23 protein-coding genes are annotated in these 24,672 nt (G+C 44.9%); 17 read left to right on the top strand and 6 right to left on the bottom strand.

Annotated features, from left to right (window positions below; translation table 11 throughout):
- The first annotated feature begins 75 nt into the window (after positions 1-75).
- The 3 genes from AC3AQ9_RS16880 (at position 76) to AC3AQ9_RS16870 (ending at position 3,685) form a co-directional block, all read left to right on the top strand.
- Entirely contained in the window at positions 76-1,776 is a 1,701-nt protein-coding gene (locus AC3AQ9_RS16880) for a phospho-sugar mutase (RefSeq protein ID WP_488308656.1), read from the top strand.
- A gap of 138 nt (positions 1,777-1,914) precedes the next feature.
- On the top strand, positions 1,915-3,030 hold the full coding sequence (locus AC3AQ9_RS16875; protein ID WP_488308655.1) for a GAF domain-containing sensor histidine kinase: 1,116 nt from the start codon (positions 1,915-1,917) through the stop codon (positions 3,028-3,030).
- Positions 3,031-3,049: 19 nt separating this feature from the next.
- A complete protein-coding gene (locus AC3AQ9_RS16870) occupies positions 3,050-3,685 on the top strand; it encodes a response regulator (protein WP_488308654.1) in 636 nt (211 codons plus the stop codon).
- A gap of 100 nt (positions 3,686-3,785) precedes the next feature.
- Here AC3AQ9_RS16870 and rsgA read toward each other — a convergent pair whose 3' ends face one another.
- Positions 3,786-4,841: a ribosome small subunit-dependent GTPase A gene (gene rsgA / locus AC3AQ9_RS16865; protein ID WP_488308653.1), complete on the bottom strand. Its 1,056-nt coding sequence runs from the start codon at positions 4,839-4,841 to the stop codon at positions 3,786-3,788.
- 342 nt (positions 4,842-5,183) lie between these two features.
- Here rsgA and AC3AQ9_RS16860 point away from each other — a divergent pair, with 342 nt between their 5' ends.
- The 6 genes from AC3AQ9_RS16860 to AC3AQ9_RS16835 all read left to right on the top strand — a co-directional run bounded on the left by AC3AQ9_RS16860 (position 5,184) and on the right by AC3AQ9_RS16835 (position 11,104).
- Entirely contained in the window at positions 5,184-5,399 is a 216-nt protein-coding gene (locus tag AC3AQ9_RS16860; protein ID WP_488308652.1) for a hypothetical protein, read from the top strand.
- A gap of 170 nt (positions 5,400-5,569) precedes the next feature.
- Complete coding sequence (locus AC3AQ9_RS16855) at positions 5,570-6,820, top strand: acyl-CoA dehydrogenase (protein ID WP_488308651.1); 1,251 nt, start codon at positions 5,570-5,572, stop codon at positions 6,818-6,820.
- A gap of 73 nt (positions 6,821-6,893) precedes the next feature.
- Complete coding sequence (locus AC3AQ9_RS16850; RefSeq protein WP_488308650.1) at positions 6,894-7,889, top strand: phosphotriesterase family protein; 996 nt, start codon at positions 6,894-6,896, stop codon at positions 7,887-7,889.
- A gap of 114 nt (positions 7,890-8,003) precedes the next feature.
- Positions 8,004-9,200: a cytochrome P450 family protein gene (locus AC3AQ9_RS16845; RefSeq protein ID WP_488308649.1), complete on the top strand. Its 1,197-nt coding sequence runs from the start codon at positions 8,004-8,006 to the stop codon at positions 9,198-9,200.
- A gap of 98 nt (positions 9,201-9,298) precedes the next feature.
- Positions 9,299-10,594, top strand: a complete 1,296-nt coding sequence (locus AC3AQ9_RS16840; protein ID WP_488308648.1) for a DUF2254 domain-containing protein — start codon at positions 9,299-9,301, stop codon at positions 10,592-10,594.
- A 105-nt stretch (positions 10,595-10,699) separates the two neighbouring features.
- Positions 10,700-11,104 carry a YndM family protein gene (locus tag AC3AQ9_RS16835; protein WP_488308647.1) on the top strand — a complete coding sequence of 135 codons (405 nt, stop codon included), beginning with the start codon at positions 10,700-10,702 and terminating at the stop codon, positions 11,102-11,104.
- Between the two features lie 40 nt (positions 11,105-11,144).
- On the opposite strand, the gene AC3AQ9_RS16830 is transcribed toward AC3AQ9_RS16835, so the two are convergent.
- Both AC3AQ9_RS16830 and AC3AQ9_RS16825 read right to left on the bottom strand, forming a co-directional pair.
- Entirely contained in the window at positions 11,145-11,711 is a 567-nt protein-coding gene (locus tag AC3AQ9_RS16830) for a hypothetical protein (protein WP_488308646.1), read from the bottom strand.
- A gap of 13 nt (positions 11,712-11,724) precedes the next feature.
- Positions 11,725-12,612 carry a cation diffusion facilitator family transporter gene (locus AC3AQ9_RS16825; RefSeq protein WP_488308645.1) on the bottom strand — a complete coding sequence of 296 codons (888 nt, stop codon included), beginning with the start codon at positions 12,610-12,612 and terminating at the stop codon, positions 11,725-11,727.
- 418 nt (positions 12,613-13,030) lie between these two features.
- On the opposite strand from AC3AQ9_RS16825, the gene chrA reads away from it, so the two are divergent.
- The 3 genes from chrA to AC3AQ9_RS16810 are packed head-to-tail and all read left to right on the top strand — an operon-like array spanning position 13,031 to position 16,093.
- Positions 13,031-14,200 carry a chromate efflux transporter gene (gene chrA, locus AC3AQ9_RS16820; protein WP_488308644.1) on the top strand — a complete coding sequence of 390 codons (1,170 nt, stop codon included), beginning with the start codon at positions 13,031-13,033 and terminating at the stop codon, positions 14,198-14,200.
- Positions 14,201-14,215: 15 nt separating this feature from the next.
- The gene (gene kynU, locus AC3AQ9_RS16815) at positions 14,216-15,469 is read left to right on the top strand and encodes a kynureninase (protein ID WP_488308643.1); all 1,254 of its coding nucleotides are present in this window, start codon (positions 14,216-14,218) and stop codon (positions 15,467-15,469) included.
- Entirely contained in the window at positions 15,470-16,093 is a 624-nt protein-coding gene (locus AC3AQ9_RS16810; RefSeq protein WP_488308642.1) for a cyclase family protein, read from the top strand. It begins immediately after the preceding gene.
- Positions 16,094-16,126: 33 nt separating this feature from the next.
- On the opposite strand, the gene AC3AQ9_RS16805 is transcribed toward AC3AQ9_RS16810, so the two are convergent.
- The gene (locus AC3AQ9_RS16805) at positions 16,127-16,564 is read right to left on the bottom strand and encodes a low molecular weight phosphatase family protein (protein WP_488308641.1); all 438 of its coding nucleotides are present in this window, start codon (positions 16,562-16,564) and stop codon (positions 16,127-16,129) included.
- 176 nt (positions 16,565-16,740) lie between these two features.
- On the bottom strand, positions 16,741-17,259 hold the full coding sequence (locus tag AC3AQ9_RS16800) for a universal stress protein (RefSeq protein ID WP_488308640.1): 519 nt from the start codon (positions 17,257-17,259) through the stop codon (positions 16,741-16,743).
- Positions 17,260-17,832: 573 nt separating this feature from the next.
- Here AC3AQ9_RS16800 and AC3AQ9_RS16795 point away from each other — a divergent pair.
- Complete coding sequence (locus tag AC3AQ9_RS16795; protein WP_488308639.1) at positions 17,833-19,569, top strand: ABC transporter ATP-binding protein; 1,737 nt, start codon at positions 17,833-17,835, stop codon at positions 19,567-19,569.
- A 2-nt stretch (positions 19,570-19,571) separates the two neighbouring features.
- Positions 19,572-21,326 carry an ABC transporter ATP-binding protein gene (locus AC3AQ9_RS16790; protein ID WP_488308638.1) on the top strand — a complete coding sequence of 585 codons (1,755 nt, stop codon included), beginning with the start codon at positions 19,572-19,574 and terminating at the stop codon, positions 21,324-21,326.
- A 258-nt stretch (positions 21,327-21,584) separates the two neighbouring features.
- Here AC3AQ9_RS16790 and AC3AQ9_RS16785 read toward each other — a convergent pair whose 3' ends face one another.
- On the bottom strand, positions 21,585-21,788 hold the full coding sequence (locus AC3AQ9_RS16785; protein WP_488308637.1) for a YheE family protein: 204 nt from the start codon (positions 21,786-21,788) through the stop codon (positions 21,585-21,587).
- Positions 21,789-21,869: 81 nt separating this feature from the next.
- On the opposite strand from AC3AQ9_RS16785, the gene AC3AQ9_RS16780 reads away from it, so the two are divergent.
- The 3 genes from AC3AQ9_RS16780 to AC3AQ9_RS16770 all read left to right on the top strand — a co-directional run bounded on the left by AC3AQ9_RS16780 (position 21,870) and on the right by AC3AQ9_RS16770 (position 24,244).
- Positions 21,870-23,018 carry a DUF445 domain-containing protein gene (locus tag AC3AQ9_RS16780; RefSeq protein WP_488308636.1) on the top strand — a complete coding sequence of 383 codons (1,149 nt, stop codon included), beginning with the start codon at positions 21,870-21,872 and terminating at the stop codon, positions 23,016-23,018.
- A gap of 12 nt (positions 23,019-23,030) precedes the next feature.
- Positions 23,031-23,378 carry a YlbF family regulator gene (locus AC3AQ9_RS16775; protein ID WP_488308635.1) on the top strand — a complete coding sequence of 116 codons (348 nt, stop codon included), beginning with the start codon at positions 23,031-23,033 and terminating at the stop codon, positions 23,376-23,378.
- Between the two features lie 86 nt (positions 23,379-23,464).
- Entirely contained in the window at positions 23,465-24,244 is a 780-nt protein-coding gene (locus AC3AQ9_RS16770) for an enoyl-CoA hydratase (protein ID WP_488308634.1), read from the top strand.
- Positions 24,245-24,672 lie beyond the last annotated feature (428 nt).

The following is a 24,672-nucleotide window of genomic DNA, read 5'->3' as shown; positions in this document are numbered from 1 at the left end:
GCCAAGCCGCTTCCAAAAAAGGGAGCGGTTTTTCTTTGGATATTTTGGTAAACTATATAGTATGGAGGGATGCATATGACATGGCAAGAACGTATCAAACGATGGCTGGCACATGACAAGCTCGATGAACAGACTAGAGAGAGTCTGACGCTGCTGAAAGATGATGAGAAATTGGCAGAAGACGCGTTTTATCAGGATTTGGTGTTTGGTACAGGTGGTATGCGAGGCGAAATTGGTCCGGGTACGAATCGAATGAATGTCTATACAGTTCGGAAAGCATCTCAAGGCATAGCGAATTACATTAAAGAAAACGGAGAACAAGCCATGGCGCGCGGGATGGTCATTGCCTATGACAGCCGGCGGATGTCGCCGGAGTTTGCGCAGGAAGCGGCCCGCACGTTTGCGGCAAATGGTATTCATACTTATTTATACAGCGGACCGCGGACAACGCCTCAGCTTTCATTCAGTGTCCGGTATTTGAATGCCTTTATGGGAATTGTCATTACAGCGAGCCACAATCCGCCGGAATACAATGGCTATAAAGTCTATGGTGAAGACGGTGCACAACTCAATTTGGAAGATGCGGACCGGGTCATTGAATACGTCAGCAAAGTGGAAGATGAGCTGAACATCGTCAATGAAACATATGGACAAGATCTTCTTGTGACAATTGATGAGAAACTTGACCAAGCTTACGTCGCAAATGTTTTAACGGTTCAGGAGCATTCTGCTTCGCCGATTTCTGCGGTTTTCACTCCGCTTCACGGAGCATCGGGTGCAACTGTCAAACGGGTGCTTGAAGCCGCGGGGTACAATGGCATCACCTATGTGAAAGAACAGATGGAACCGGACGGGGAATTTCCGACTGTGAAATCACCAAACCCGGAGGAAGCGTCGGCTTTTGAGATGGCGCAAGTTTACGGCAAAGAAAATGGAGCGGATTTATTGATTGCAGTAGATCCGGACGGTGACCGTGTAGGAATCGCAGTTTGGAGCGGCAGTCATTACGAATTGCTGTCAGGCAATCAAACAGGTGCCATTTTGATTGAATACGTATTGCGGCAAAAACAGAAAAAAGCTACATTGCCAGAAAACGGCCGCATCTTTAAAACCATTGTCACTTCTGAATTCGGCCGCGTCATTGCCGATTCTTATGGTGTTGATTGTGTGGATGTTTTGACAGGCTTTAAGTTTATCGGAGAAAAGCTGAAAGAAAATGACACTAAGAAAGAATTTGAATTTTTATTCGGCTATGAAGAAAGTTATGGTTATCTGATCCGCGATTTTGCGCGTGACAAAGATGCCATCCAAGCCGTTTTATTGCTCGTAGAAGCGGCCGCTTATTACAAAACGCAAGGCCAAAGCCTGCATGATGTGCTAATCGAGTTATACGGCCGTTTTGGCTGGTACCGCGAAGCACTTGTTTCAGTAACGAAAAAAGGCGTTGAAGGCGCGCGTGAAATTCAGAACTTGCTGGCGGGCATGCGTGAAAAACCGCTTCAGGCCATTGCTGGAATTCCGGTAGTTTCTATAGAAGATTACGAAACCCAAAACCGCATTTTTGTGGACTTGAACACGGATGAAAAAATCGAGTTGCCGCAAGCGAACGTCATCAAGTATTTCTTGAAAGACGGTTCCTGGGTTTGCCTGCGGCCGAGCGGCACCGAACCGAAAGTGAAATATTATTTTGGTGTTTTTGCCGATACGGAACAGGAAAGTGACCAGAAACTGGAACTTCTTAAAGAATCGTTTCTTGATGAAGTGAATAGCAGGTAAAGAGATGCTTTACTCAATAAGGAGTAAGCAGGATAACTGGAAAGCTCCCTCTTGAAGGGAGCTTTTTCATTCAAAAGTACGAGGCAATGACCTTTGGAAAACGTGTATGGTAGAACTAATGGGGATGAGGTGGGAAAAATGGTATTGGATGAGCATTCCAACGTGACATTATTAAAGGAAATTGCAGAGCTATTGAATGAGGAGACCGACATGGACCGCATGCTTAAAGGGGCGGTTTGGAAATTGTTGAACGGTTCCAATTTTGAAACGGCGTGGATTTTTTTCATCGATGGACAAGGCAAGCATCGATTAGTGGCAGAGGCAAACTTGCCTCCGGCTTTAAAAAACAATGGCTGCCGCCATCTGCAAAAAGGCGGCTGCTGGTGCGTCAAGCGATTCCGCGATGGAGAACTTGAAAAAGCATCCAATATCATTGCTTGCCAACGCATTGAAAATTCCATTGTGTCGAATTCTGGAGATTCCGGAGGCATCACACATCATGCTACAGTGCCGCTGCAGTCGGGTTCTGAAAAGTTTGGCCTTCTCAATATCGCTGCCTCCGAAAGGGCCGGTTTTTCAAAAGATGAATTGGCACTTCTGGAATCGGTGGCTTTTCAAATCGGTTCGGCAATCAAGCGCATCGGCTTAACTAAACAAGAGCAAGAGCTGGCTCTTGTAAAAGAACGCAACAGGCTGGCACGGGATTTGCATGATTCGGTAAACCAGCTGTTGTTTTCTGTCACATTAACAGCCAGAGGCGGCATTGAAATGTCTGAAGACCAGGAAGTTCAAGGGACGTTCAGAGACATTCAGCATTTGACGCAGGAAGCATTGAATGAAATGCGGGCCCTGATTTGGCAATTGCGGCCAAAAGGCTTAGAAAGCGGGTTGCTTGAAGCGATTAAAGGGTATGCTGAAATGCTCGGGCTGTCCATAGAGCTGAAAGTAACGGGAGTCATCCAGCTGCCTTCTCGTACAGAAGAGACGCTTTTCCGGATTTCGCAGGAAGCATTGAATAATATCCGGAAACACGCAGGAGTCAACGATGTTCAACTGTACATGTCCGTCACTTCTTCAGACGTTTTGCTGGTCATTAAAGATGAAGGCCGTGGATTTCTGATAGACGAGCGGCTGTACATTCCGTCAATTGGCATTCAAAGCATGCGTGACCGTGCAAGAGCTGAAGGCGGAACAGTTGACTGGTCGAGTGAGATGGGAAAAGGAACAGAAATTCTTGTTCGGATTCCGTATTAAATAAGGGGTGAGTGGCAAGGTGAGAGTACTGATTGCTGATGATCATCACGTAGTTAGACGCGGATTGTTATTTTTTTTAAAGACGCAGAAAGACATCGAAGTCGTCGGTGAAGCGGTAAATGGGAAAGAAGCGGTGGCAATGGCAGGGCAATTGCAGCCGGATATTGTGCTGATGGATTTGGTTATGCCGGAAATGGACGGCATTGAAGCGACCCGGGAAATCAAGGAACATCATCCCCATATCATTGTATTGATGCTGACAAGTTTTTCCGACCGTGATCATGTGGTGCCGGCCATTGAAGCAGGAGCTGCGGGCTATCAGCTTAAAGATATTGAACCGGATGAACTGGTGGCATCGCTTCGCAGTTTGATGCAAGGTGAAAATATTCTGCACCCGAAAGCAACTTCAGAGTTGATGAAAGAGCCAGCCGAAGCTGCGCCGCATACCGTCAATTTATTGACGCCACGGGAAAAAGACGTGTTGGCGGAATTGACAAAAGGCAAAAGCAACCGGGAAATTGCATCGGCTTTATATGTAACAGAAAAGACTGTTAAAACCCATATATCCAATATCTTTACCAAACTGGAAGTCCAGGACCGGACGCAGGCGGCCCTTTATGCGGTCAAGCACGGGTTGACAGAAGCGCCAAAATAAAAGAAGCAGATCCATACGGAAAACTGTATGGTGTCTGCTTCTTTTTTTGTTTTGCTGCAACGTGATTCGGGTAAGCCCCTGTCACCAACTAAGTTTTGCCTTATCGTTTTTGGACAGGACGTTTTCTGTTGTCTTTCGTAATTTGTTTCCATTTATTGCGTTCCGCTTTCTGGGCGGCTGCATCGCTTTTTCGTTCCATATGCGCCAGTTCCCGCTTCAGCTTGACATAGCTTCTAAAACGGTCATGCTGCAATTCTCCAGTTAACAAGGCTTCCTGCACGCGGCATCCTGGCTCGTTGCCATGCTGGCAATCACGGAATCTGCACTCATCTGCCAATTGTTCGACATCAGAAAAGCCGCTTTCAATGCCTTCCTCGTAATCACCGAGCTGGAATTCACGCATTCCCGGTGTATCGATCAATAACCCTCCGCCAGGCAGACGGACCAATTCACGGTGTGTCGTGGTGTGCCGGCCTTTGCTGTCGTCTTCACGGATGTCTTGGACAGCCATCAACTCAGTGCCGGACAAGGCATTGATCAACGAGGATTTTCCGACTCCGGATGAACCGAGCAATGCACCGGTTTTATTTGGAGCAAGGAGATTTTGGAGATTTTCAATTCCTTCGCCGGTTACGCTGGACACCGCATGAACCGGAACACCGAAAGCCACCGATTCCACTTCGTGCAAATAAGGCTCTAAGTCGGCACATTGATCTTTTTTAGTCAGGACGACGATAGGGTTTGCCCCTGAATCCCATGCTGCCAGTAAATATCGCTCCAAGCGGCGGACATTGAAGTCATGGTTCAAAGACATCACCAAAAAGACATAGTCCACGTTTACTGCAATCAATTGGATAGTCGATGTATCGCCTGCAGCTTTTCGTGAAAACTGAGAAGAGCGGGGAAGGACTTGATGGATGATCCCTTTTTCTTCACCAGGCATCTGTTCAACCATGACCCAATCGCCGACCGCAGGAAATTCGCTGTGCAAATGCTCATGACGGTATTTTCCAGAAAGGGTGCTGAGCCATTCTCCGTTATTCGTAACTACCCGATAAATATTTTTATGTTCTAATGTAACGCGCCCTGGTATACCAGCAGCACCGATTTTTTCTTGCCATGAATTGTTCCAGCCAAATTGCTCAATTAAATTCAATGTTGTTTCCTCCTATTATGCATAATAAAAAACCATGGATGCGCGCAAATCGCAATCCATGGTTCCCGGGCATAATGGAAGAAGCGTATCGTCAGCGATACACAGAGCGGGACATTATGGATTGGATTTGCGTATTCAAAAATAAAATAGCCATAATGCCTCACCTCTTTCTTCAAGTTACCTTAAAGATACTGCAAGCCGATACGAGGGTCAAGGCTTTTTTGATTGAAAATATAAATTTATCCAATCATTCAGGATTTTTGTTATTTTCTTTACTCAAACGGGAATAAAAGAAAAAGGACATAAAAGAGAAATTGATAACCTGTGAAAGGAGGAGATTGCATGATTGAAGCTAAATGGCTTAAATTAGGCGCCGCTGCCGCTCTTTCGATTAGCATGCTCAGTGCTTGCGGCGATGGAGACGGAGACGACGATAATATTGAAGTAGAAGATCCGGCACGTGATGAAAACGATCAAGACGACGATAGCGGCAAAGATACAGATGAAGAATTAGAAGATAATAGAAATGAAGAGAAAAAAGACGGGGATGCTCCGTGATTTCTGAACGAAGGCCACAGCTATGTGGCCTTTTTATTTGTTGATCAAGAAAGAGATGGAAATAACGGACACCTTTTGAAACTCTATTGCTTTTATAAAATGGAAGCGCTAACATAAAGTTAATATTCTGAACATACCAACTGGTTAGTTGTAGAAGGGTGGAGGATTAAATGGATTTTTCGTATTCAGATAAAACAGCTAAGCTTCAGGAACGAATGACTTTTTTCATGGAAGAACATGTCTATCCTAATGAAAAGATTTTTGAAGAGCAATTGAAGGTGCAGCAAAACCGCTGGAGCCAAATTCCTCCAGTCATGGAAGAACTAAAACGCAAAGCAAAAGAAGCAGGCTTGTGGAATTTGTTCCTGCCGGAAAGCGAGTATGGGGCAGGACTGTCCAATCAAGAATACGCGCCGTTATGCGAAATAATGGGAAGGTCTTTGATTGGTCCGGAAGTCTTTAACTGCAATGCTCCGGATACCGGCAATATGGAAGTACTAGTCCGCTACGGCACAGACGAACAAAAAGAAAAATGGCTGAAACCGCTTCTTGCCGGAGAAATCCGGTCGTGTTTTTCCATGACTGAACCCGACGTAGCATCAAGCGATGCGACGAATATCGAAGCTTCGATAGTCCGGGAAGGCGACGAGTATGTCATTAATGGGCGGAAATGGTGGTCATCAGGAGCAGGAGACCCGCGCTGCAAAATTTCCATCGTGATGGGGAAAACCAATCCCGGTGGGCCAAAATATGAACAGCAATCCATGATTTTGGTGCCGCTCGATACACCGGGCGTGAAAATTGAACGGCTGTTGTCAGTTTTCGGCTATGATCATGCTCCGCATGGCCATGCGGAAATCACGTTTGACAATGTACGAGTACCGGCAGCCAATATGATTTGGGCGGAAGGAAAAGGGTTCGCCATCGCGCAGGGACGTTTGGGACCGGGGCGCATCCACCATTGCATGCGCCTGATCGGTGCGGCAGAACGCGCGCTTGAGGAAATGTGCAGACGCGTGCAAAACCGTCAGCCTTTTGGCAAGCCGCTCGCCAGCCAAGGTGTAGTGCGCGAATGGATTGCTGATTCAAGAATTGAAATTGAACAAGCCCGCTTGCTGACATTGAAAGCCGCTTATATGATGGATACAGTTGGCAATAAAGAAGCGAAAGCGGAAATAGCCATGATTAAAGTAACAGCTCCGAATATGGCATTGCGTGTAATTGACCGGGCCATTCAGGCATTCGGGGCAGCAGGAGTAAGTGAAGACTTTACGCTAGCTGCGCAATGGGCGAACGCACGGACACTACGGCTGGCGGATGGGCCGGACGAAGTTCACCGCAATCAAATTGCCAGTCTGGAATTAAAAAAATACAGCCAGCCTGATAAAGCGCTAGACAGCATAACAGCCGCTAAAATCTAGTTTCAGAACCGTTGCCGATCATGTAATTGCTCAAACTCAGGAAGAACAGAAAAATTTCGAGGAGGTTTTGTAGATGGCCAAAAAAGTGGAAACGGTAACAGGGCCGATCGTTCCAGATGCAATGGGGAAAACATTGATTCATGAACATTTCATTTTCGGTTATCCAGGGTTTCAAGGGGACATTACGCTTGGACCCTTCAACAGGGAAAGGGCGATAGCAGCTGGCGTGGAAGCTGCAAGAAAAATGATGGCCCATGGTGTGCAGACTGTCGTAGATCCGACTCCGAATGAGTGTGGCCGCGACCCTGAAATCCTGGAAGAAATATCCCGGCAAAGCGGGCTGCAAATCATTTGCGCCACAGGCTATTACTACGAAGGAGAAGGGGCAACTCCGTATTTTAAATTCCGTGCATCTCTGGGCAATGCCGAACAGGAAATCCATGAAATGTTTTTGGCGGAAATAAAAGACGGCATCGGTGGGACAAGTATCAAGCCTGGAATTATTAAACTGGCTTCCAGTAAAAATGTCATCACAGATTATGAAAAAATGTTTTTCAGAGCTGCTGCAAAAGCACAACGAGAGACGGGGATCACGTTATTGACCCATACACAAGAAGGAACGATGGGGCCGGAACAAGCGCAGTTTCTGCTGGAACTTGGTGCAGACCCGGCTGGGATCGTCATTGGACATATGTGCGGCAATACAGATGCTGCTTACCATAAGAGAACGCTTGAAACAGGTGTGTATATTTCATTTGACCGGTTTGGCTTACAGGGAATTGCAGGAACACCGTTTGATCAGCAGCGGATTGCCACTTTGCTGGAGCTTCTGGACGCAGGATTTGAAGACCGCATCATGCTTTCGCATGACTCAATCAGCGAATGGCTAGGCCGTCCACCTGTGATTCCAGAGCCTGTACAAGCGGCAGTTGCCAATTGGCATCCGACACATTTGTTTGAAAACGTGATTCCGGAACTTAAAAAAGCCGGAGTGTCAGAAGAGCAGGTAAACAAAATGTTTACGGAAAATTCAAGAAAACTGTTTGCCGCAGAATCGGTTGTCGGCTAATCGAAAAAGGCTGGATTTCCAGCCTTTTTTGTTTCTAAAAATGGAAATTTAAGCATATAGAACGAGACGGAAATTTGGAAGTGCGGGTATATGTATGAAAAAGGAGGGGAAACGATGAATATGCACAATTCAGGTGAAGCAGGGTTATTCACAGAAGGTTTTATCCAAAACCCATATCCGACATATGAAAAGCTTCGCAAAGAAGATCCAATCCACCGGGTGCGCTTTCCGGATGGCCAGTTGGGCTGGCTAGTGACCGATTACGAAGATGCAGTTGCCGTATTGAAGGATCAGCGATTCATAAAAGATATGTCGAAATTATTTGGTGGCTCTATGGATCAATTGTCAGTTTTTACCCAGAACATGCTGTTTTCCGATCCGCCAGACCATAAACGGTTGCGTGGCCTTGCCCAACAAGCGTTTACTCCAAAAATGATTTCGGGGATGCGGGACCGTATCCAGGAAATCACTGATGGCTTACTGGATGAAATGGAGAAGAAGCAGCAGATCAACTTAATCGACGATTTTGCTTTTCCGCTGCCTATCAGTGTCATTTGTGAAATATTAGGAGTACCGGTAGAAGATCAGGATAAATTCCGGCTTTGGTCTAATTCATTGATCGAAGGGACGAGCGGAGAAATTGGCGTCACTGTATATGAACATATGAATCAGTTTATTCAATATTTGGGTCAATGGTTTGCAAAAGTGCATGAACACCCGGGGAATGACTTGATCAGCCAGTTGATTATTGCTGAAGAAGCAGGAGACCGGCTGACAGAAAAGGAATTGTACGGCGTTGTTACCCTCCTCATCATTGCAGGGCATGAGACAACAGTGAATTTGATCGGCAATACGGTGCTGGCATTGTTAGCATTTCCAGAGCAGCAGCAGAAATTGAGAGAACAACCGGAATTGGTTTCCCAAGCAATCGAAGAATCGCTTCGCTTTAATGGACCGGTTGAGTTTAGTACTTCCCGTTGGGCAAGCGAAGATATGGAGTTTAGAGGTAAACGGATTCAAAGAGGGGATTTGGTGGTTGTGTCGTTGAATGCCGCTAATCATGCCCCCGAAAAGTTCAAGGACCCTCAGCTTTATGATATTGATCGGGAAAAAAGCCCGCATCTTGCTTTTGGCATGGGCATCCATTTTTGTCTTGGGGCACCTCTTGCAAGGCTGGAAGGAGAGATTGCCATTTCCAGTTTACTTAAGCGTTTTCCAAAATTGAAACTGGCAATCGATGAAAGCGAACTGGTATGGCGGCCAGGAATGATTGTCCGCGGCGTCAAAGAGATACCGTTATCGACTGAGTAGACAAAAAGCCGGCTGGCTAAGCCGGCTTTTTTAGCCTCTTCTGTTGAAAAGAAAAAAGAGGGAACAGACGCTGATCAAAAAGAAAGCAGGGGATTAATTTGAAGCCCATTTCATATATCTTGAAAGAAAAGATCTGGATTATACCGGCAGTTTACAGTGTAGTTGCCATCCTATTGTCTTTGGTAACTTTTTATGCGGATTTGTATATTGTTGAACGGTTCATCGACCATATCCCTTCTATCTTTTTGACTAAAGTTGCTGAAGGGCAAACGATACTCGGAATTTTGACAGCTGCAATGCTGACGATGACGACATTCACGTTTTCGACAGTGCTCGTCGTTCTAACGATGTATACATCCCAATTCTCTCCCCGCGCACCGGAAAATTTCATACGGAGTGCGACGACCCGGCATGTCCTCGGCATTTTTGTCGGGGGTTTTATCTTCAATATGCTGTCGCTCCTTTATATGCAGGAAGATGTATTTGACCACGAAGTTCTGTCAACTACTGCCGGCATTCTGATCGTCTTTTTCTGTATTGCTACATTTGCTTATTATATCCATTTTGTGGCTTCAAATGTTCAGGTCAGTACCTTGACCAACAAATTGACGGCTGATGCGGAACAAGTCATTGCTCAGTATTTGGGGCTTTACGAAAAGAAATACGTATCACTGGAGAACTGGAGACCTCAAAAACCAAAGGAAACCATCACTGCAGCAAGGGCTGGATATGTTCAATTTATCAATCTGTCAAATTTGGTGGAGTTGGCTACAGAAAATGATTGTGCAATTGAAGTAGCCATTAAAATCGGGGATTATGTTTATGAAGGAAAACCACTGTTTTATCTTTATTCTGAAAGGAAAAAGGGGCTCTTTTTAAACAAATTTATAACAATCGGAGATGAGCGGACAGCCGACCAGGATCTTGGCTATGCAATCCAAAAAATTGTTGAAGTGGCGATACGGGCGACTTCTCCTGGCCGGCAAGACCCAAATACTGCCAAAGACATCTTGATCCGCCTGGGACATTTGCTGGGGGATATGAGCCATTTGAAGACAGATGGCCTTGTCTTGACCGATGAACCAGGCAATAACCGGCTTCTTTACCGCTTTGAATCCTACAGCGATATTCTTTATAAAACATTTTACCAGATAGCTTATCACAGCAAGAAAGACGTTTCTGTGCATTCTTCCATGACGGATGCTTTGATTGTCACAGCAGCCCTTGCTCCAGCACTTAGGTATGATACCATCTGGAAAATCCAACTTTATCTGCTGGAAGCCATCGATGATGGCGAATTGAAAACCTTGGACCGTGAGTTTCTTCAAAAGAAAGTTGATGAACTAGCCGAAATTACCGGTCAGCATTCCGTTGCCTTAAAGGCTAACAGATGAACGGAAAATAAAATTAAAGAAAAGTCAAGAAAAATTTTAAAAAATGATTAAAAAATTAGTAAATGGGTAAAAAATTAATAACAACAAGTAAAGGAGGAAAGAAAAATGAATCACGTCAAAGCCTTAGTTATGAAGTTTGTCATGATTGCAGCAGTCTTACTAATTATTCTTACTTTGATGTTTAATGTGCCTTTCGCTGATACACTATGGATTAGCTTAGTGTTGACATTAGTCGCTTACGTGATGGGCGATTTAATGATTTTCCGGAGAGCTGGCGCACGCTCAGACCAAAATAAGCGAAATGCAATAGCTACCGTATCGGATATTGTAGTTGCCTTTTTGGTTATCTGGCTAATGGGAGATGCACTGGTGGGCAATAATGTAGACATTATTACACCAGCGATCATTTCCGCCTTGGTTATCGGTGGCGGGGAATGGTTCTTCCACAAATATCTTGACCGCAGCGTATTCCCTGAAAAACATGACAACACGAGAACCGCAGCAAGATAGATAAGAAAAAAGACTCCTGAAAAGGAGTCTTTTTTTGGCTTTATTGTTCTAAATCAACCCGCTCATAGTTTCCGCCGGCTTCTTCGATATTGACGATCAGGGTGCCGCTCATTTCAAAAATCTTGCCCGACGATAGTTCAATCACATCACCATTTTTCAAAAACATGGCGATGGACTGCACCGAGCGGGTATTATTTTCAATTCCGATCCGTTCTTCGATCTTCTCGAAATCTTCCCAGTGATAACTTTGTGAAGAGATAGAGAAGGGTCCGTTATAAGTGAAGCCATCCGCTGTCACATAATAATAATCATTTAGCGACAGCAGAACTCCGATTCCCCCGGCTGCAAACAAAAGGCCTGCAGCTAAATACTTCTTCATGCGGTTTTCAAGCAGCGCCAGTGCGAATAGTCCGCCAGCAATCAATGCGAGGCCCAGTCCTCCAGTGATTAGCGAGACAAAAGAAGTTCCGACCGCCGTTGCTGCAGGAGTGATAAGAATTACTTTTAACGGATAGAAAATAGCAATAGGTGCCACGACTGAAGAAATCAATAAAATAATAGCGAACGCAATGTAGACAATTCTTTTTTGATCGACAAAGTCATACATAAGCCATATCTCCTTAATCGGACCATTCTGGATTTTCATAGTCCGGTTCTATATGTACGAGTATGACGCAATTCGGTTTCACTTTCTGGATTTTTCGCTCAATTTCTTCCGTTATCCAATGGCTTTCTATTACATTCAACGAAGGATTAACAGCAATCGTCAAATCGATAAACATGACGTTGCCGTGGTTGCGGCCTTTGAAGTCCCGCAAAATGCTGACTCCCGGCACTTTTCTGACCAGCACGGACATTGTTTCCACTTCATCTTCGTTGAATCCATCGGTTAAGGTTAAAACCGACTCTTTAAAAATATCCAAAGCTGTTTTAAGGATGATCAAACCAACGATAAATGCCGTAATGACGTCAAGGATCGGAGCGCCAAAAACGGCACCAATGATACCAATACCTGCACCGATACTGACAAGAGCATCGGAGCGGTTGTCATAAGCCGCTGCTCTGACAGCGGAACTTTTGATTTGCCGGCTGAGATTCAAGTTATAGCAGTACACGAGGTACATGACCAAGGCACTGAAAAAGGCAATGCCTGCTGTATACAACGATGGAGCCGCTTCCGCAGGATCAAAAAAGTTGCGAATAGCGCCAAATAGCACTTGCAGCCCAATGACCGCCATAATAAACGAAGCGAGCAAAGAAGCGATGGTTTCTGCCCGCAAATGCCCATAATGATGATTTTCATCCGGCGGCTTCTGGGAAATCCGTAAGCCGACCAAAACAGCTATTGAAGCAATAATGTCGGTCAAGTTATTTAAACCGTCTGCTTTTAATGCTTCGGAAGATCCGGCAAAGCCGAATGAGAGCTTTATTGCGCTTAAAAAGACATATGCCCCGATACTTATCCAGGCCCCTTTTTCCCCTTTGCGCAAATTTGTATAGAGCTCCATAATGTTTCCCGCCTCCAAGTCTCTTAAACAAAGGGAAACGACCCTCGAATGAGAGCCGTTTCTTGTAATTTCATCATTTGTTATGATTATCGCTTTTCTACTATCAAAAAAGGATTGAAGAAACTCAATCACTTTTGCTTATGTTTTTTTGCATTGTTTATTATAACAAAACTATTTAGGATAAGCTATCCTTAGAAAGTATCAATATTTCTCGTTCCTTTTCAAAGTCTTGGTTTACTGGACTAACTGATTATAATCATGACAAAAGGATAGTGAAAAGAAATTATGCTGAAATTAAATTTACAAAGTTGTAATAGTCATTCATATAAGCATTCAGTTATGCTTAAGAGAAGGTTAAGTATAACAGCAAAAGAGGAATCTGCTTGGCCAAAGAAATAAAACTTTAAAGGAGAGAATTATGGCTCAAAAGAATTACATGGAAATTTTAAAAGCATCTACGAAATTAGGACTGACATCTTTTGGAGGCCCAACTGCACATCTGGGTTATTTCCGGGAAGAGTATGTAGTAAAACGGAAGTGGCTGGATGATAAGGCATACGCCGATTTAGTGGCATTGTGCCAATTCCTTCCGGGTCCTGCGAGCTCGCAGGTAGGAATATCAGTGGGCATGCTAAGAGGCGGAATATTTGGTGGTTTCTTGTCATGGTTCGGCTTTACGATGCCGTCGGTAATCCTGCTGGTGTTGTTTGCAATGCTCGTAACCAACGGGTCTTTCGACAGCGGCTGGATTCAAGGCTTGAAAATAGTGGCAGTGGCAGTGGTGGCGCATGCATTAATGGGAATGGGCAAATCGCTCGCGCCTGATAAACCGAGGATTGCTATCGCTGTAGGGTCTACCGTAGCGATTTTACTGATGCCCACTGCCTGGGCGCAGATCGGAGTAATCGTATTGACTGGAATTATCGGTTATTTTCTTTATAGAGGTGTTGAAGCGCCGGAAGCGGTAAAGCTGGCTTTGACTTTTGGTAAAAAGACCGGACTGGCAGCCTGGGCGATTTTTGCGGGTCTGCTGATAGGCCTGCCTTTGCTTCGCCCAGTCATTGAATCGAGTTATTATGCTATATTTGATATTTTCTACCGTGTGGGATCGATTGTTTTTGGTGGCGGCCATGTCGTACTGCCAATGCTTGAGCGGGAAGTGGTGCCGGATTGGATGTCAGCTGACCTCTTTATTTCCGGTTATGGGGCTGCACAAGCCGTTCCCGGTCCATTGTTCACGTTATCCGGTTATCTGGGACAATTAATGGGCGGCGGCCTCGGGGTGTTACTTGCTGTAGTTGCCATGTTTTTGCCGTCATTTTTATTGGTCATCGGCACATTGCCGTTTTGGAGCACCATCCGTACAAAATCAGGTGTGCAGGCTGCCTTAAAAGGGGTGAATGCCGGAGTTGTCGGCATTTTGCTTGCAGCCCTATATGATCCGGTTTTCACTTCTGGAATCCGCGGACCGGTTGACTTCGCAATTGCGATTACTGCCTTCGCAATGTTAGTCTATTTTAAACTGGCGCCTTGGATTGTCGTATTGATTACGGCAATTCTCGGAGCAGGAGCATACGCATTTCTATAATAAGGGGGATGTATGGTGGCAAACGTAGACAAAGGAGAACGGATTGACCCGCTGAACCGTTTCAAAGAGGAGTTTTATCAAAGGGAAAAGCAAATTTACATGGATGGAAATTCACTTGGGCTGATGTCAAAAAGAGCGGAAACCAAGCTGTTGGAATTGGCGGAAAGCTGGAAAAAACATGGCATAGACGGCTGGACAGAAGGCAGCCATCCATGGTTTACGCTTGCAGAAGATTTGAGCGCACGAATTGCACCACTCGTCGGAGCATTGCCGCATGAAGTGATGGTCACCGGATCCATCACTTCGAATATCCATCAAATGCTGTCGACAGTTTTCCAGCCTTCGGAAAACCGGTCCGTCATCGTAGTAGACGAATTGAATTTCCCGTCAGATATATACGCGGTGGAAAGCCACCTGCGGCTGCGAGGCTTAAATCCTGAAACGGCTATGGGAAAAATCGAGAGCCGGGATGGCTATACCTTGTCTTTGGATGACATTATAAAACAATTAACGGAAGAGGTGGCCGTATTATTGCTGCCTTCCGTTTTGTACCGAAGCGGACAGCTGCTGCCGGTTCGAGAGATCACGGAAGCTGCACATCAGAAAGGGATTCTTGTCGGTTTCGATTTGGCCCATTCTATCGGCGCGGTTTCACACAAGCTACATGATGATGGAGTAGATTTTGCTGTCTGGTGCCATTATAAATACATGAATTCTGGTCCAGGCGGCACAGGCGGTTTGTATCTCCATGAGCGCCACCACCATTTGCTGCCAGGAATGGCGGGATGGTTTGGCTCCGATAAAACCCGGCAATTTGATATGGATCATTCATTTGCGAAAGCTGAAGGGGCGGGGGCCTATCAAGTAGGAACCCCGAATATCTTCAGTATGGCCCCACTTCTTGGCAGCATTGAAATATTCGAAGAAGCAGGCATTGAGAATATCCGTAAAAAGTCACTGCAATTAACCCGGTTATTGCGGGAATTGGTAGCCAAACAGATTCCGGAATTGGAAGATGTGACGCCTGAAAGAGACGAAGAACGGGGAGGGCATATCGCACTGGCCCATAAAGAAGCTGCACGGATCTGCAAAGCTTTAAAAGAAGCGGGTGTCGTTCCTGATTTCCGGGCACCGAATATCATTCGGCTTGCGCCAGTAGCTTTATATACTTCTTTTGAAGATGTGGAAGAAATGGTCAGCCGTCTGAAAACGATTGTGGACGAGGAATTGTACAAGAATTATACCAATGAACGAAATGTGGTGGCGTAGATGGCGAATAAAAAAATTTACGACATTTCAATGGAACTAAACGGGCAGACGCCGGAATGGCCAGGGGACATCCCGTTCCAATATGAGCTGGCGGCAACGATTGAACAAAGCGGTTCGGTCAATGTTGGTAAAGTCGTCACCAGTACACATATCGGGACTCATGTCGACGCCCCATTCCATTATGACGAAGGCGGCATAAAAATTGATGAATTGCCACTCAAATATTATTTGACGACAGCACAAGTGATTGATGTAAGAGGGATAAACCGGATTACCCGGACAGATTTGCCGAATGTGGAATCTGAAGTAACGGCAATCTTGCTGAAGACGGATTCCTGGGAAGACCGGACAAACTTTCCGGAAACTTGGCCACTATTTGATCCATCAATCGCAGAATGGATGGCGGAGGGCGGCGTTAAGCTTCTCGGTGTTGATGTGCCTTCAGTAGACGCCAAAACAAGCAAAGAGTTGCCGATGCATATGGCAATGAACCGCAATGATCGATATATCCTTGAAGGAATTGTATTAAGCAATGTCCCAGAAGGCATTTATCAGCTTGTGGCATTGCCGCTTAAAATAAAAGGTGCCGAAGGAAGTCCGGTCCGTGCCATCCTTTACACATAAAAAACCCCCTTCACTTTATAAAGTGAAGGGGGTTTACATGTATACGGAACGGAAATAGGGTTCCAACTTTTTAATGTTCACCGCAATTTCATCACAGATTTCCTGATAAAGTGCCCATTGCTCAGATTTGTCAGATGTCCGCAGTTCGGGATTTCTGATATCCCATCGCACTAGTTTCTGTACTGGCAAATCTGCTGGAATGTCAGCAATATCAAATTCCTCATCGTGCAAGGCAATAATCAAATCCGCTTCACTTACTTCTTTCGGGTTATAAATACGCGGTTGGACTTCCGGCAAGTCCAATACGATTTCTTTCATAATCTCAAATGGAGTATCAGTAAAAGAAGGCTGGCCACCCCACGCTGCACTCCTGATATCCCAATCGGTAAGCTCCAGGCGGTTTGCCCAAATTTCAGCCATGAGACCGCGGTGCTGGTGAGGAGAAAGAAAATATACGGTATGTTTTGTCATGGCTGATTCCCTTCTTCCTCTTTAGTAACTTTTCTATTTAGTATTCTATACCCACCACCGTCACTTCTAAACTAATAAAATCGTGCCATTTTATAGTATTAAATCAATAAATTATCATAAAAAGAAGTCTACCCCTGCAGATTTAAAGACCTACTACTCATAGGGTAGACTTGAAGCTATTTTACCACTAAAACAGAGCAAGGGGATTCTTTAATAAGTTTACGACTGACGGATCCCACAAAAAATTTTTGCAGACCAGATTTCCCGCTGTTTCCAATAATCAATAAATCTACATTTTGCTCTTCGATAAAAGCCGGAATTGTTTTGCCGGCGCTTCCCTCTAAAGCCAATACATCTGCTTCTACACCTTTTGAGTCGAGCTGCTGATGAATGGAATTATGCATATGCTTAGAAAACTCGATCGATGTATCAACGTAGTCATTTGTTCGGCGTGTATTGCCGCTTTCCATATCGGGTGGCATAAATTGTGCGTATGTGCTGTCGACATTTGCTGAAACTACTCGAGGAGCAGCACCGCCGGATTCCATCAAACCCATGCTTTCATGAAATTGCTCATTGACGTAGATAATGGTCATTTTGATATCAGGAAGCAATTTCTTAAACTCAATCGCTTTATCAAAGGCTAAGCGGCTTCCATCCGAACCGTCATAGGCAACAGCAATATTTCGGTACATACTATTCAACTCCGATTCAATATTTCTTATTAATAAATTACCCTAGACCTAGAAAATGAAACATTTTGCCTTTTGCCATAGGAATGTTTGTTCTGAATTTTTTTGAAGTGGAAGGGCAGAGCTGATGAAAAGTGATAAAACTATCAGATGGCCAGTAAATTTCAATTTATTTCGAAAAATCTTGACAATCAGAAAATGCGGGTGGTACTCTTGAATTACCAAATCAAAGGAAAAGGAGGTTTTGACAATGAAAAAAACAATGATTGCATTTTTGCCTAACTCTATACTATTGTCAGACCATCCGTTTTTTTGCCTTTGAATTTATTTCGGAAGTGGAAATAAAAAGGGACTGGTCTGAAACCAGTCCTTTTTTCATGCGCACGCGCCTAGAAAATAGGTGCGTGTTTTTTGTTGTTCGAACGATTAAAGCGTTTTGTCCAGCCGAAGGCTGTTCAAATATAAAAAAATTAAAGGAGAGAATAAAAATGAAAAGACCCCAGCAACGGAAAATTATGATCAAGGAATCGCTGGAAGGCGATTAGCAGAAATCGGAGAAGAAAGAAGGAGTAACTGATGTTTAGTGTGTTATGGAAATTAAGATGGTTTTTCATAGAAAATTGGCTTCGCTATACCATTGCGGTTAGTTTATTGATGGTAGCGAATGTCATAGAGATTGTTCCACCTTGGCTTATTGGGGTTGCAATCGATTCAATCGCTCAACAAGAGCTGACAAGCCAATTACTATGGCAATATATTCTCGTGCTAGTGGCATCACTGGTATTGGCTTATCTTATAAACTTCGTATGGCAATATCAACTTTTTGGAGGGGCATACGTGATCGAACGCCAGCTCCGCTCGAGTTTGATGGCCCAGTTTTTAAGAATGACGCCGACTTTTTACGAGAAAAATCGGACCGGAGATCTAATGGCGCGGGCGACAAATGATTTGCGGGCGATTTCGGAAACAGCGGGATTTGGAATTCTGACTATGGTCGATTCCACCTTGTATATGGCAACGATCATTGTCGCAATGGGCTTTCTCGTGTCATGGGAATTGACGTTCTTTGCGCTTATCCCTCTGCCAATCCTTGCGATTATCGTTCAAATACTCGGGAAAAAAATTCATGTACGCTATACAGCTGCCCAAGATGCTTTCGGGGAAATGAACGACAGCGTATTGGAATCTGTGGGCGGTGTCCGGGTGATCCGGGCCTACGTACAGGAGCGGGCGTCTGAAAAAGATTTTGCAAATATGACGAATGACGTATATGAGAAAAACATGGCGGTTGAACGCATCGATGCCTTATTCATGCCGGTCACAAAAATCCTGACTACTGTCAGTTACATGATTGGTTTGGGGTATGGTGCATTCCTGGTCGCGGAAGGCACCATGTCGCTCGGTGACCTGGTAGCCTTTAACGTCTATCTCGGAATGATTGTCTGGCCGATGTTTGCAATTGGTGAAATGATCAATATCCTGCAGCGAGGCAATGCTTCGGTGGACCGGGTAAACGAAACACTCGATTATGCAGAGGATATTACAGATCCGGCGAAACCTGAATTTATTGAAAAGCCGAGCCATATCGGATTCCATGATTTCAGTTTTACTTATCCGCAATCGAGTTCAATCAATCTGCAAGGCATCAATTTATCGATGAACAGCGGCCAGACACTTGGTATTGTCGGGAAGACGGGCAGCGGAAAAACGACTTTCGTCAAGCAATTATTGAGAGAATATCCAGTGGGCGAAGGATCAATCATGTTGAATGGCGTTGAGTTGAGCGACTTGACGAAAGATCAGCTGCGCAGCTGGATCGGTTATGTGCCACAGGACCATGTACTGTTTTCCCGTACCATCCGAGCCAATATTCTGTTTGGGAAATCGGATGCATCGGAAGAGAATATTCAAGAAGCGATTCGGCTATCGCATTTTGAAAAAGATTTAGAAATGCTGCCCAATGGGTTAGACACATTGGTAGGGGAAAAAGGAGTCGCTTTATCCGGTGGCCAAAAACAACGGATTTCAATCGCTCGAGCGTTGATTAAAAATCCGGAAATCCTCATTCTCGATGATTCTTTATCTGCCGTAGATGCGAAAACAGAAGCGAAAATTATCGAAAATATACAGGCGGAACGTTCCGGGAAAACAACCATCATCACGACACATCGGCTGTCAGCAGTTCAGCATGCCGATTGGATTGTGGTACTCGATGATGGCAAAGTCATTGAAGAAGGAACACATGCAGATTTGCTGAAAACAAAAGGTTGGTACAATGAACAATTCCTCCGCCAGCAGATTGAGGAGGTGTAAGTATGGGGACAGGAAAACGATTAGTCCAGTATGCCATGCATTTTAAAGGGGTATTAATATGGGGGTTAGTGCTATTGGCTGTAACGGTAGCAGCTGACTTAGCGGCACCGCTCGTTGCGAAAGAAATCATCGATAACCATATCGCACCAGTAGGCGGCACGTTGAATTTTGAGCCGATCGCTTATTTATTGGCCATTTATCTGGGACTGGGTATTTTGGCAGCGGTATTTCGCTTTTTGCAGTATTTATACTTGCAAAAGGGCGCAAACAGCATTATTAAAAAAATGCGCAATGATGTGTATAAACATGTCCAAACATTGCCGATCCGCTATTTTGATAGTTTGCCTGCAGGAAAGGTCGTTTCCCGCATTACCAATGATACAGAAGCGATACGTGAACTATTCGTTACGGTATTGTCGCAGTTTGCTACAAGCTTTATGTATATGGCCGGCATTTATGTAGCGATGTTTTATCTGAACTGGCAACTGGCGGCAATGATGCTGGTGCTGGTTCCGCTATTATATGGCTGGATGCTTGTATACCGGAAGTTTGCAGCCAGATACAATCACGTTGTCCGGGAAAAACTGAGCGATATGAATGCCATGATCAACGAATCGATACAAGGGATGACCATCATTCAAGCTTTCCGCCGGGAGAAGCAGATGGAAGCGGAATTTGAGGAAATGAATAATAAACATTACAAATTCCAGCAAAAGCTGCTCTTGTTGGAAGCAACGGCTTCTTATAATATGGTTGGCGTGCTCCGCTCATTGGTCTTTGTTGTGTTCATCTGGTATTTCGGAACAAATGCCATTTCGACAGATTCAGCTGTAACAGTGGGTGTGCTTTATGCCTTTGTGGATTACATTATCCGCTTATTCAATCCGATCAGTGGAATTGTTAATCAGTTTGCAAAGCTGGAGCAGGCACTCGTTGCAGCGGAACGGGTTTTCCGCTTGCTTGACCGAAGCGGCGAACCGGTGAAGGACGAAAAAGTTGCGCGTTATCAAGGAAATGTCCGTTTTGAAAATGTCTGGTTTGCATACGAAAAAGAAGAGTATGTCTTGAAGGATATTTCTTTTGAAGCAAAACAAGGCGAAACAGTCGCCTTAGTCGGCCACACAGGCTCCGGAAAAAGTTCCATCATGAATTTGCTATTCCGTTTTTATGATGCTACAAAAGGCCGGATTACCATTGATGGAATTGACATTGCGGACATGTCACGCCAAGCTGTCCGTGAACATATGGGCATTGTATTGCAAGATCCGTATTTATTCACCGGGACTATCGAGTCGAATATCTCGCTTGGCGACCAGCGGATTACCCGCAAAATGGTGGAAGATGCGCTTGCTGCTGTAGGCGGTGATCGTGTGCTGAAGCATTTGCCCGAAGGCATTGATGAACCTGTAGTGGAAAAAGGCAGTACCTTGTCTTCAGGCCAGCGCCAACTGGTCTCTTTTGCCCGAGCTTTGGCATTTGATCCGGCCATCCTGATTTTGGATGAAGCGACCTCGAATATCGATACTGAAACGGAAGAAATCATTCAGCATGCGATGGAAGTGCTGAAAAAAGGACGTACCACTTTCATCATCGCCCATCGTTTGTCGACCATCAAGAACGCGGACCGTATTCTAGTGCTCGACCGCGGGGAAATTGCAGAAGCCGGCTCCCATGATGAGTTGATGAAACTTGGCGGCCAATATTATCAGATGTATCAAATTCAATCCGGAATGTCCCATACCCAGCACGTTGGGTAAAGGGGCATTCCCTTTTTTGTAGGCTGGAGTTCTAAAGTTCTTCTCTCGGATTTTCGAAGGAAAGAGAAATAATTAGGTTCAGAGTGGGCATTTGCACCAAACTAGAGGAAGGCTGCTGCATTTCAAATAGAAAGGAAACAGGAAACGTTTTAAAAGAACGATCCCATTCCATAACTAAATGCAAATACTGTTAAAATCTTTGTACCTTACATATAATAATAAAGCGGTAAACAAAAAGCGCCGGAACTTTCCAGCGCTTCAATCGTATACATGAAAGAGCATCAGCTCATGTATCATTTTTTTTACAGTCTCTTCGTCCTCTGGTTGTTTGGACAGCCAGACAATGCTGCCGTCAGGATGGTATTCCCCGGTTATCCGTTCATTTTTATAAAAAAAGGATATGTTCCAGCCCGGCAGCTGGGAATTTTCAAACATCGGTTTAAACTTAAAATGCTGCAGCATACAAATCCTCCTTATCATTCACCTTCATTATAAGCGGATTTTATGTGATTGACAAAGATGAAAAAGAAATGAGTGAAGATAGTGAACAGTATACTGACAATCGTTTTAATGGCAGTCATTGGCGCATTGATTGGGGGCGTCACAAATTTCATCGCCATCAAAATGCTTTTCCGTCCTTATAAAGCCATCTACATCGGCAGCTGGCGGCTGCCATTCACACCTGGCTTGATTCCAAAGCGGCGTGATGAACTTTCGACACAATTAGGCCGGACCATTGTTCAGCATTTGCTGACGCCGGAAACCTTTAAAAAGCGCTTTTTTAATGAGGACATGCGACAGAGAGTGGAAACATGGATTTATAAACAACTGAAAACCCATGTTTTCGAATCGCCACGAACAATAAATGACTGGTTAGCAATTGCTGGCCAACAGAACATTGGTGACCGGATTGGATTGAAACTGGACGAATTAGTTGATCGTCAGGCAATGGGATTACGTGATTATATTGAAGGCAAGACAATTGGAGAATTGCTTCCGGAAAACTGGAAGGAAGAAACAGAGCAAAAAATGATTCACGGAGTGAAGTACGGCATCGACCAAGGATCGGATTATTTCGCTTCCATTGAAGGGCGCCAAACCGTTAAAACGTTTTTTGATGAATTTTTGGAATCACGCGGCCGTTTCGGACATATGCTGCATTCGTTATTAGGAGAATCGAAGCCGATTGTCGACCGGATTCAGCCGGAAATCATTAAATTTCTTAACTCGCCAAAAACGTTTGAATTAGTGATCACTTTGGCTTACGGCGAATGGGAAAAGCTTCAGGATCGAAGAGCAGATGAATTATTAAAGGAATTTGACTTCGATCCGGCGCTTATTGCCGTTAAACAATATGTGCACGAGATTGCCAATGTGAACGGGCGAATGGACCGGACACTTGCAGAGACTTGGCCGACAGGGTTAGAATGGACAAGTGCCAACTTTATCCCGCTTCTGACGGACTTTGTTTTCGAGCAAGGGGAAGTGAAATTGGAAGATGCCTTGCAGAAGATTGATATCCAAAGCATGGTAAAAGAGCAGGTAGATTCTTTGCCATTAAGCCGCCTGGAAGAACTGGTTCTCGGGATTTCCCAAAGAGAGCTGAAGATGATTACAGCACTGGGCTTTCTTCTTGGAGGATTCATCGGAGTTTTCCAAGGCATTATCAGCATAACGTTAAATACAATGTAGAGGAGAATGATGATGACAGTCAATATTTACGATGATATCAACAAACTAGAAAACACGTTCCGCAACACCGAGGAATTCAGCAAATTGAAGCAAGCCGTGGAAGCTGTAACAGCTGACAGTGAATCAAGCCAGTTGTTCAAAAACTTCCGTGATCTTCAAATTACGCTTCAGCAAAAACAAGCCCAAGGCGAAGAAATCACAGAAGAAGAAATGGTAAACGCTCAAGCAACTGCACAAGCAGCACAAGGAGATCCGAAAATCCTGGCAATGCTTGAAGCCGAAATGGGTTTAAGCCAAATTATCGATGAAGTCAACCGCGTCTTGATCAAGCCGGTACAGTCACTTTACGAATCAATGTAATTTCAGCTAAATAAAGGATTTTAACAAGAAGGCACCGAATACGTAAGATGAATGACAATTCATTTTGCGAAAGGGTGTCTTTTTGTATGTTTGAAACGATTGAATTGACGAAACAAGGACGCATTGGTTATTTAAAGCTGAATCGGCCACAATCGATGAACGCAATGAACGGGAAAATGATGGCGGAACTGGCGGAATGCTTTGAATCGCTGCTCGAGGACAGCACGCTGCAAGTGCTGATCATCCACGGGGAAGGAAGAGCATTTTCAGCAGGGGGAGACATCAAGGAAATGATGGATCCTGAACAGCCAATGGATATTGACGTGGTCATGAAAGAAGTGACACGGTTGGCTAAATCGCTTTATACATTGCCGCAAATTACTGTGGCAGCGATTCATGGTGCATCTGCAGGACTTGGTTTTAGCATGGCTCTTGCCTGCGACTACATCATTGCGGAGGAAAACAGCAAATTGGCGATGAACTTTATCGGTATCGGGCTTGTACCAGACGGAGGCGGCCATTTCTTTATGAAAGAGCGCATCGGTGTGCCCAAAGCGAAACAGCTGATTTGGTCTGGACAGATCTTGAAAGCGCATGATTCACTGGCAAAAGGATTGATTGATGAAGTGACGGCTGAAGGCTTGGCATTGGAGCACGCTGAAAATTATGCGGAACAAGTGCTGCAGTCTCCTGTTAGAGCGCGGCTTGCTTCTAAGCACATCCTGCATCAATTGAAAGTTAAAGAACTGGAGCTGGTGCTGGAAATGGAAGCGGCTGCCCAATCCGAGATGCGCAAAAGCACCGATCATCTGGAAGGCATACAAGCTTTTGTCGAGAAGCGCAAACCCGAGTTTCAAGGGAAATGAAAAAAGCATGGCGCTTTGCCATGCTTTTTTTCAGCTTGTTGAGGAAGTTAAAGTTTCTATTAGTGATCTTTCCTTAACCGATATTCCGCCAACCAGCTGCGCTTGCCGCGGGCGAGCGCCAAGCCGCTTCGTCGCTGCGCTCCTGTCTCTGCATCGCTTCGCTGGCTTCGAGACATGAAAAAGCGTTGCAGGGTCTCGGCTGTCTCGCTTTCCCGCTGGTTGGCTCCATATCTGGAGAGCAGGAAGCAATAAAAGAGAATATGCTCAAACAAGTCATTCTTTTAGAGAATCACAAAAGGTGACCAAACAAAGCTGAATGCAGCGGAAGGCGGCGACTTCTGCGGGAATAGGGCGAGTCCTGAGACCCCGCAGGGAGCGCCAGCGAGCGAGGAGGCTTAGGCCGCACCCCGCGAAAAGCGTCCGCCCTG

The organism is Planococcus sp. VCh962 (assembly GCF_057748275.1).
Note: the sequence above shows the minus strand (reverse complement) of the source record. Positions and strands in the feature narration are given on the sequence as shown.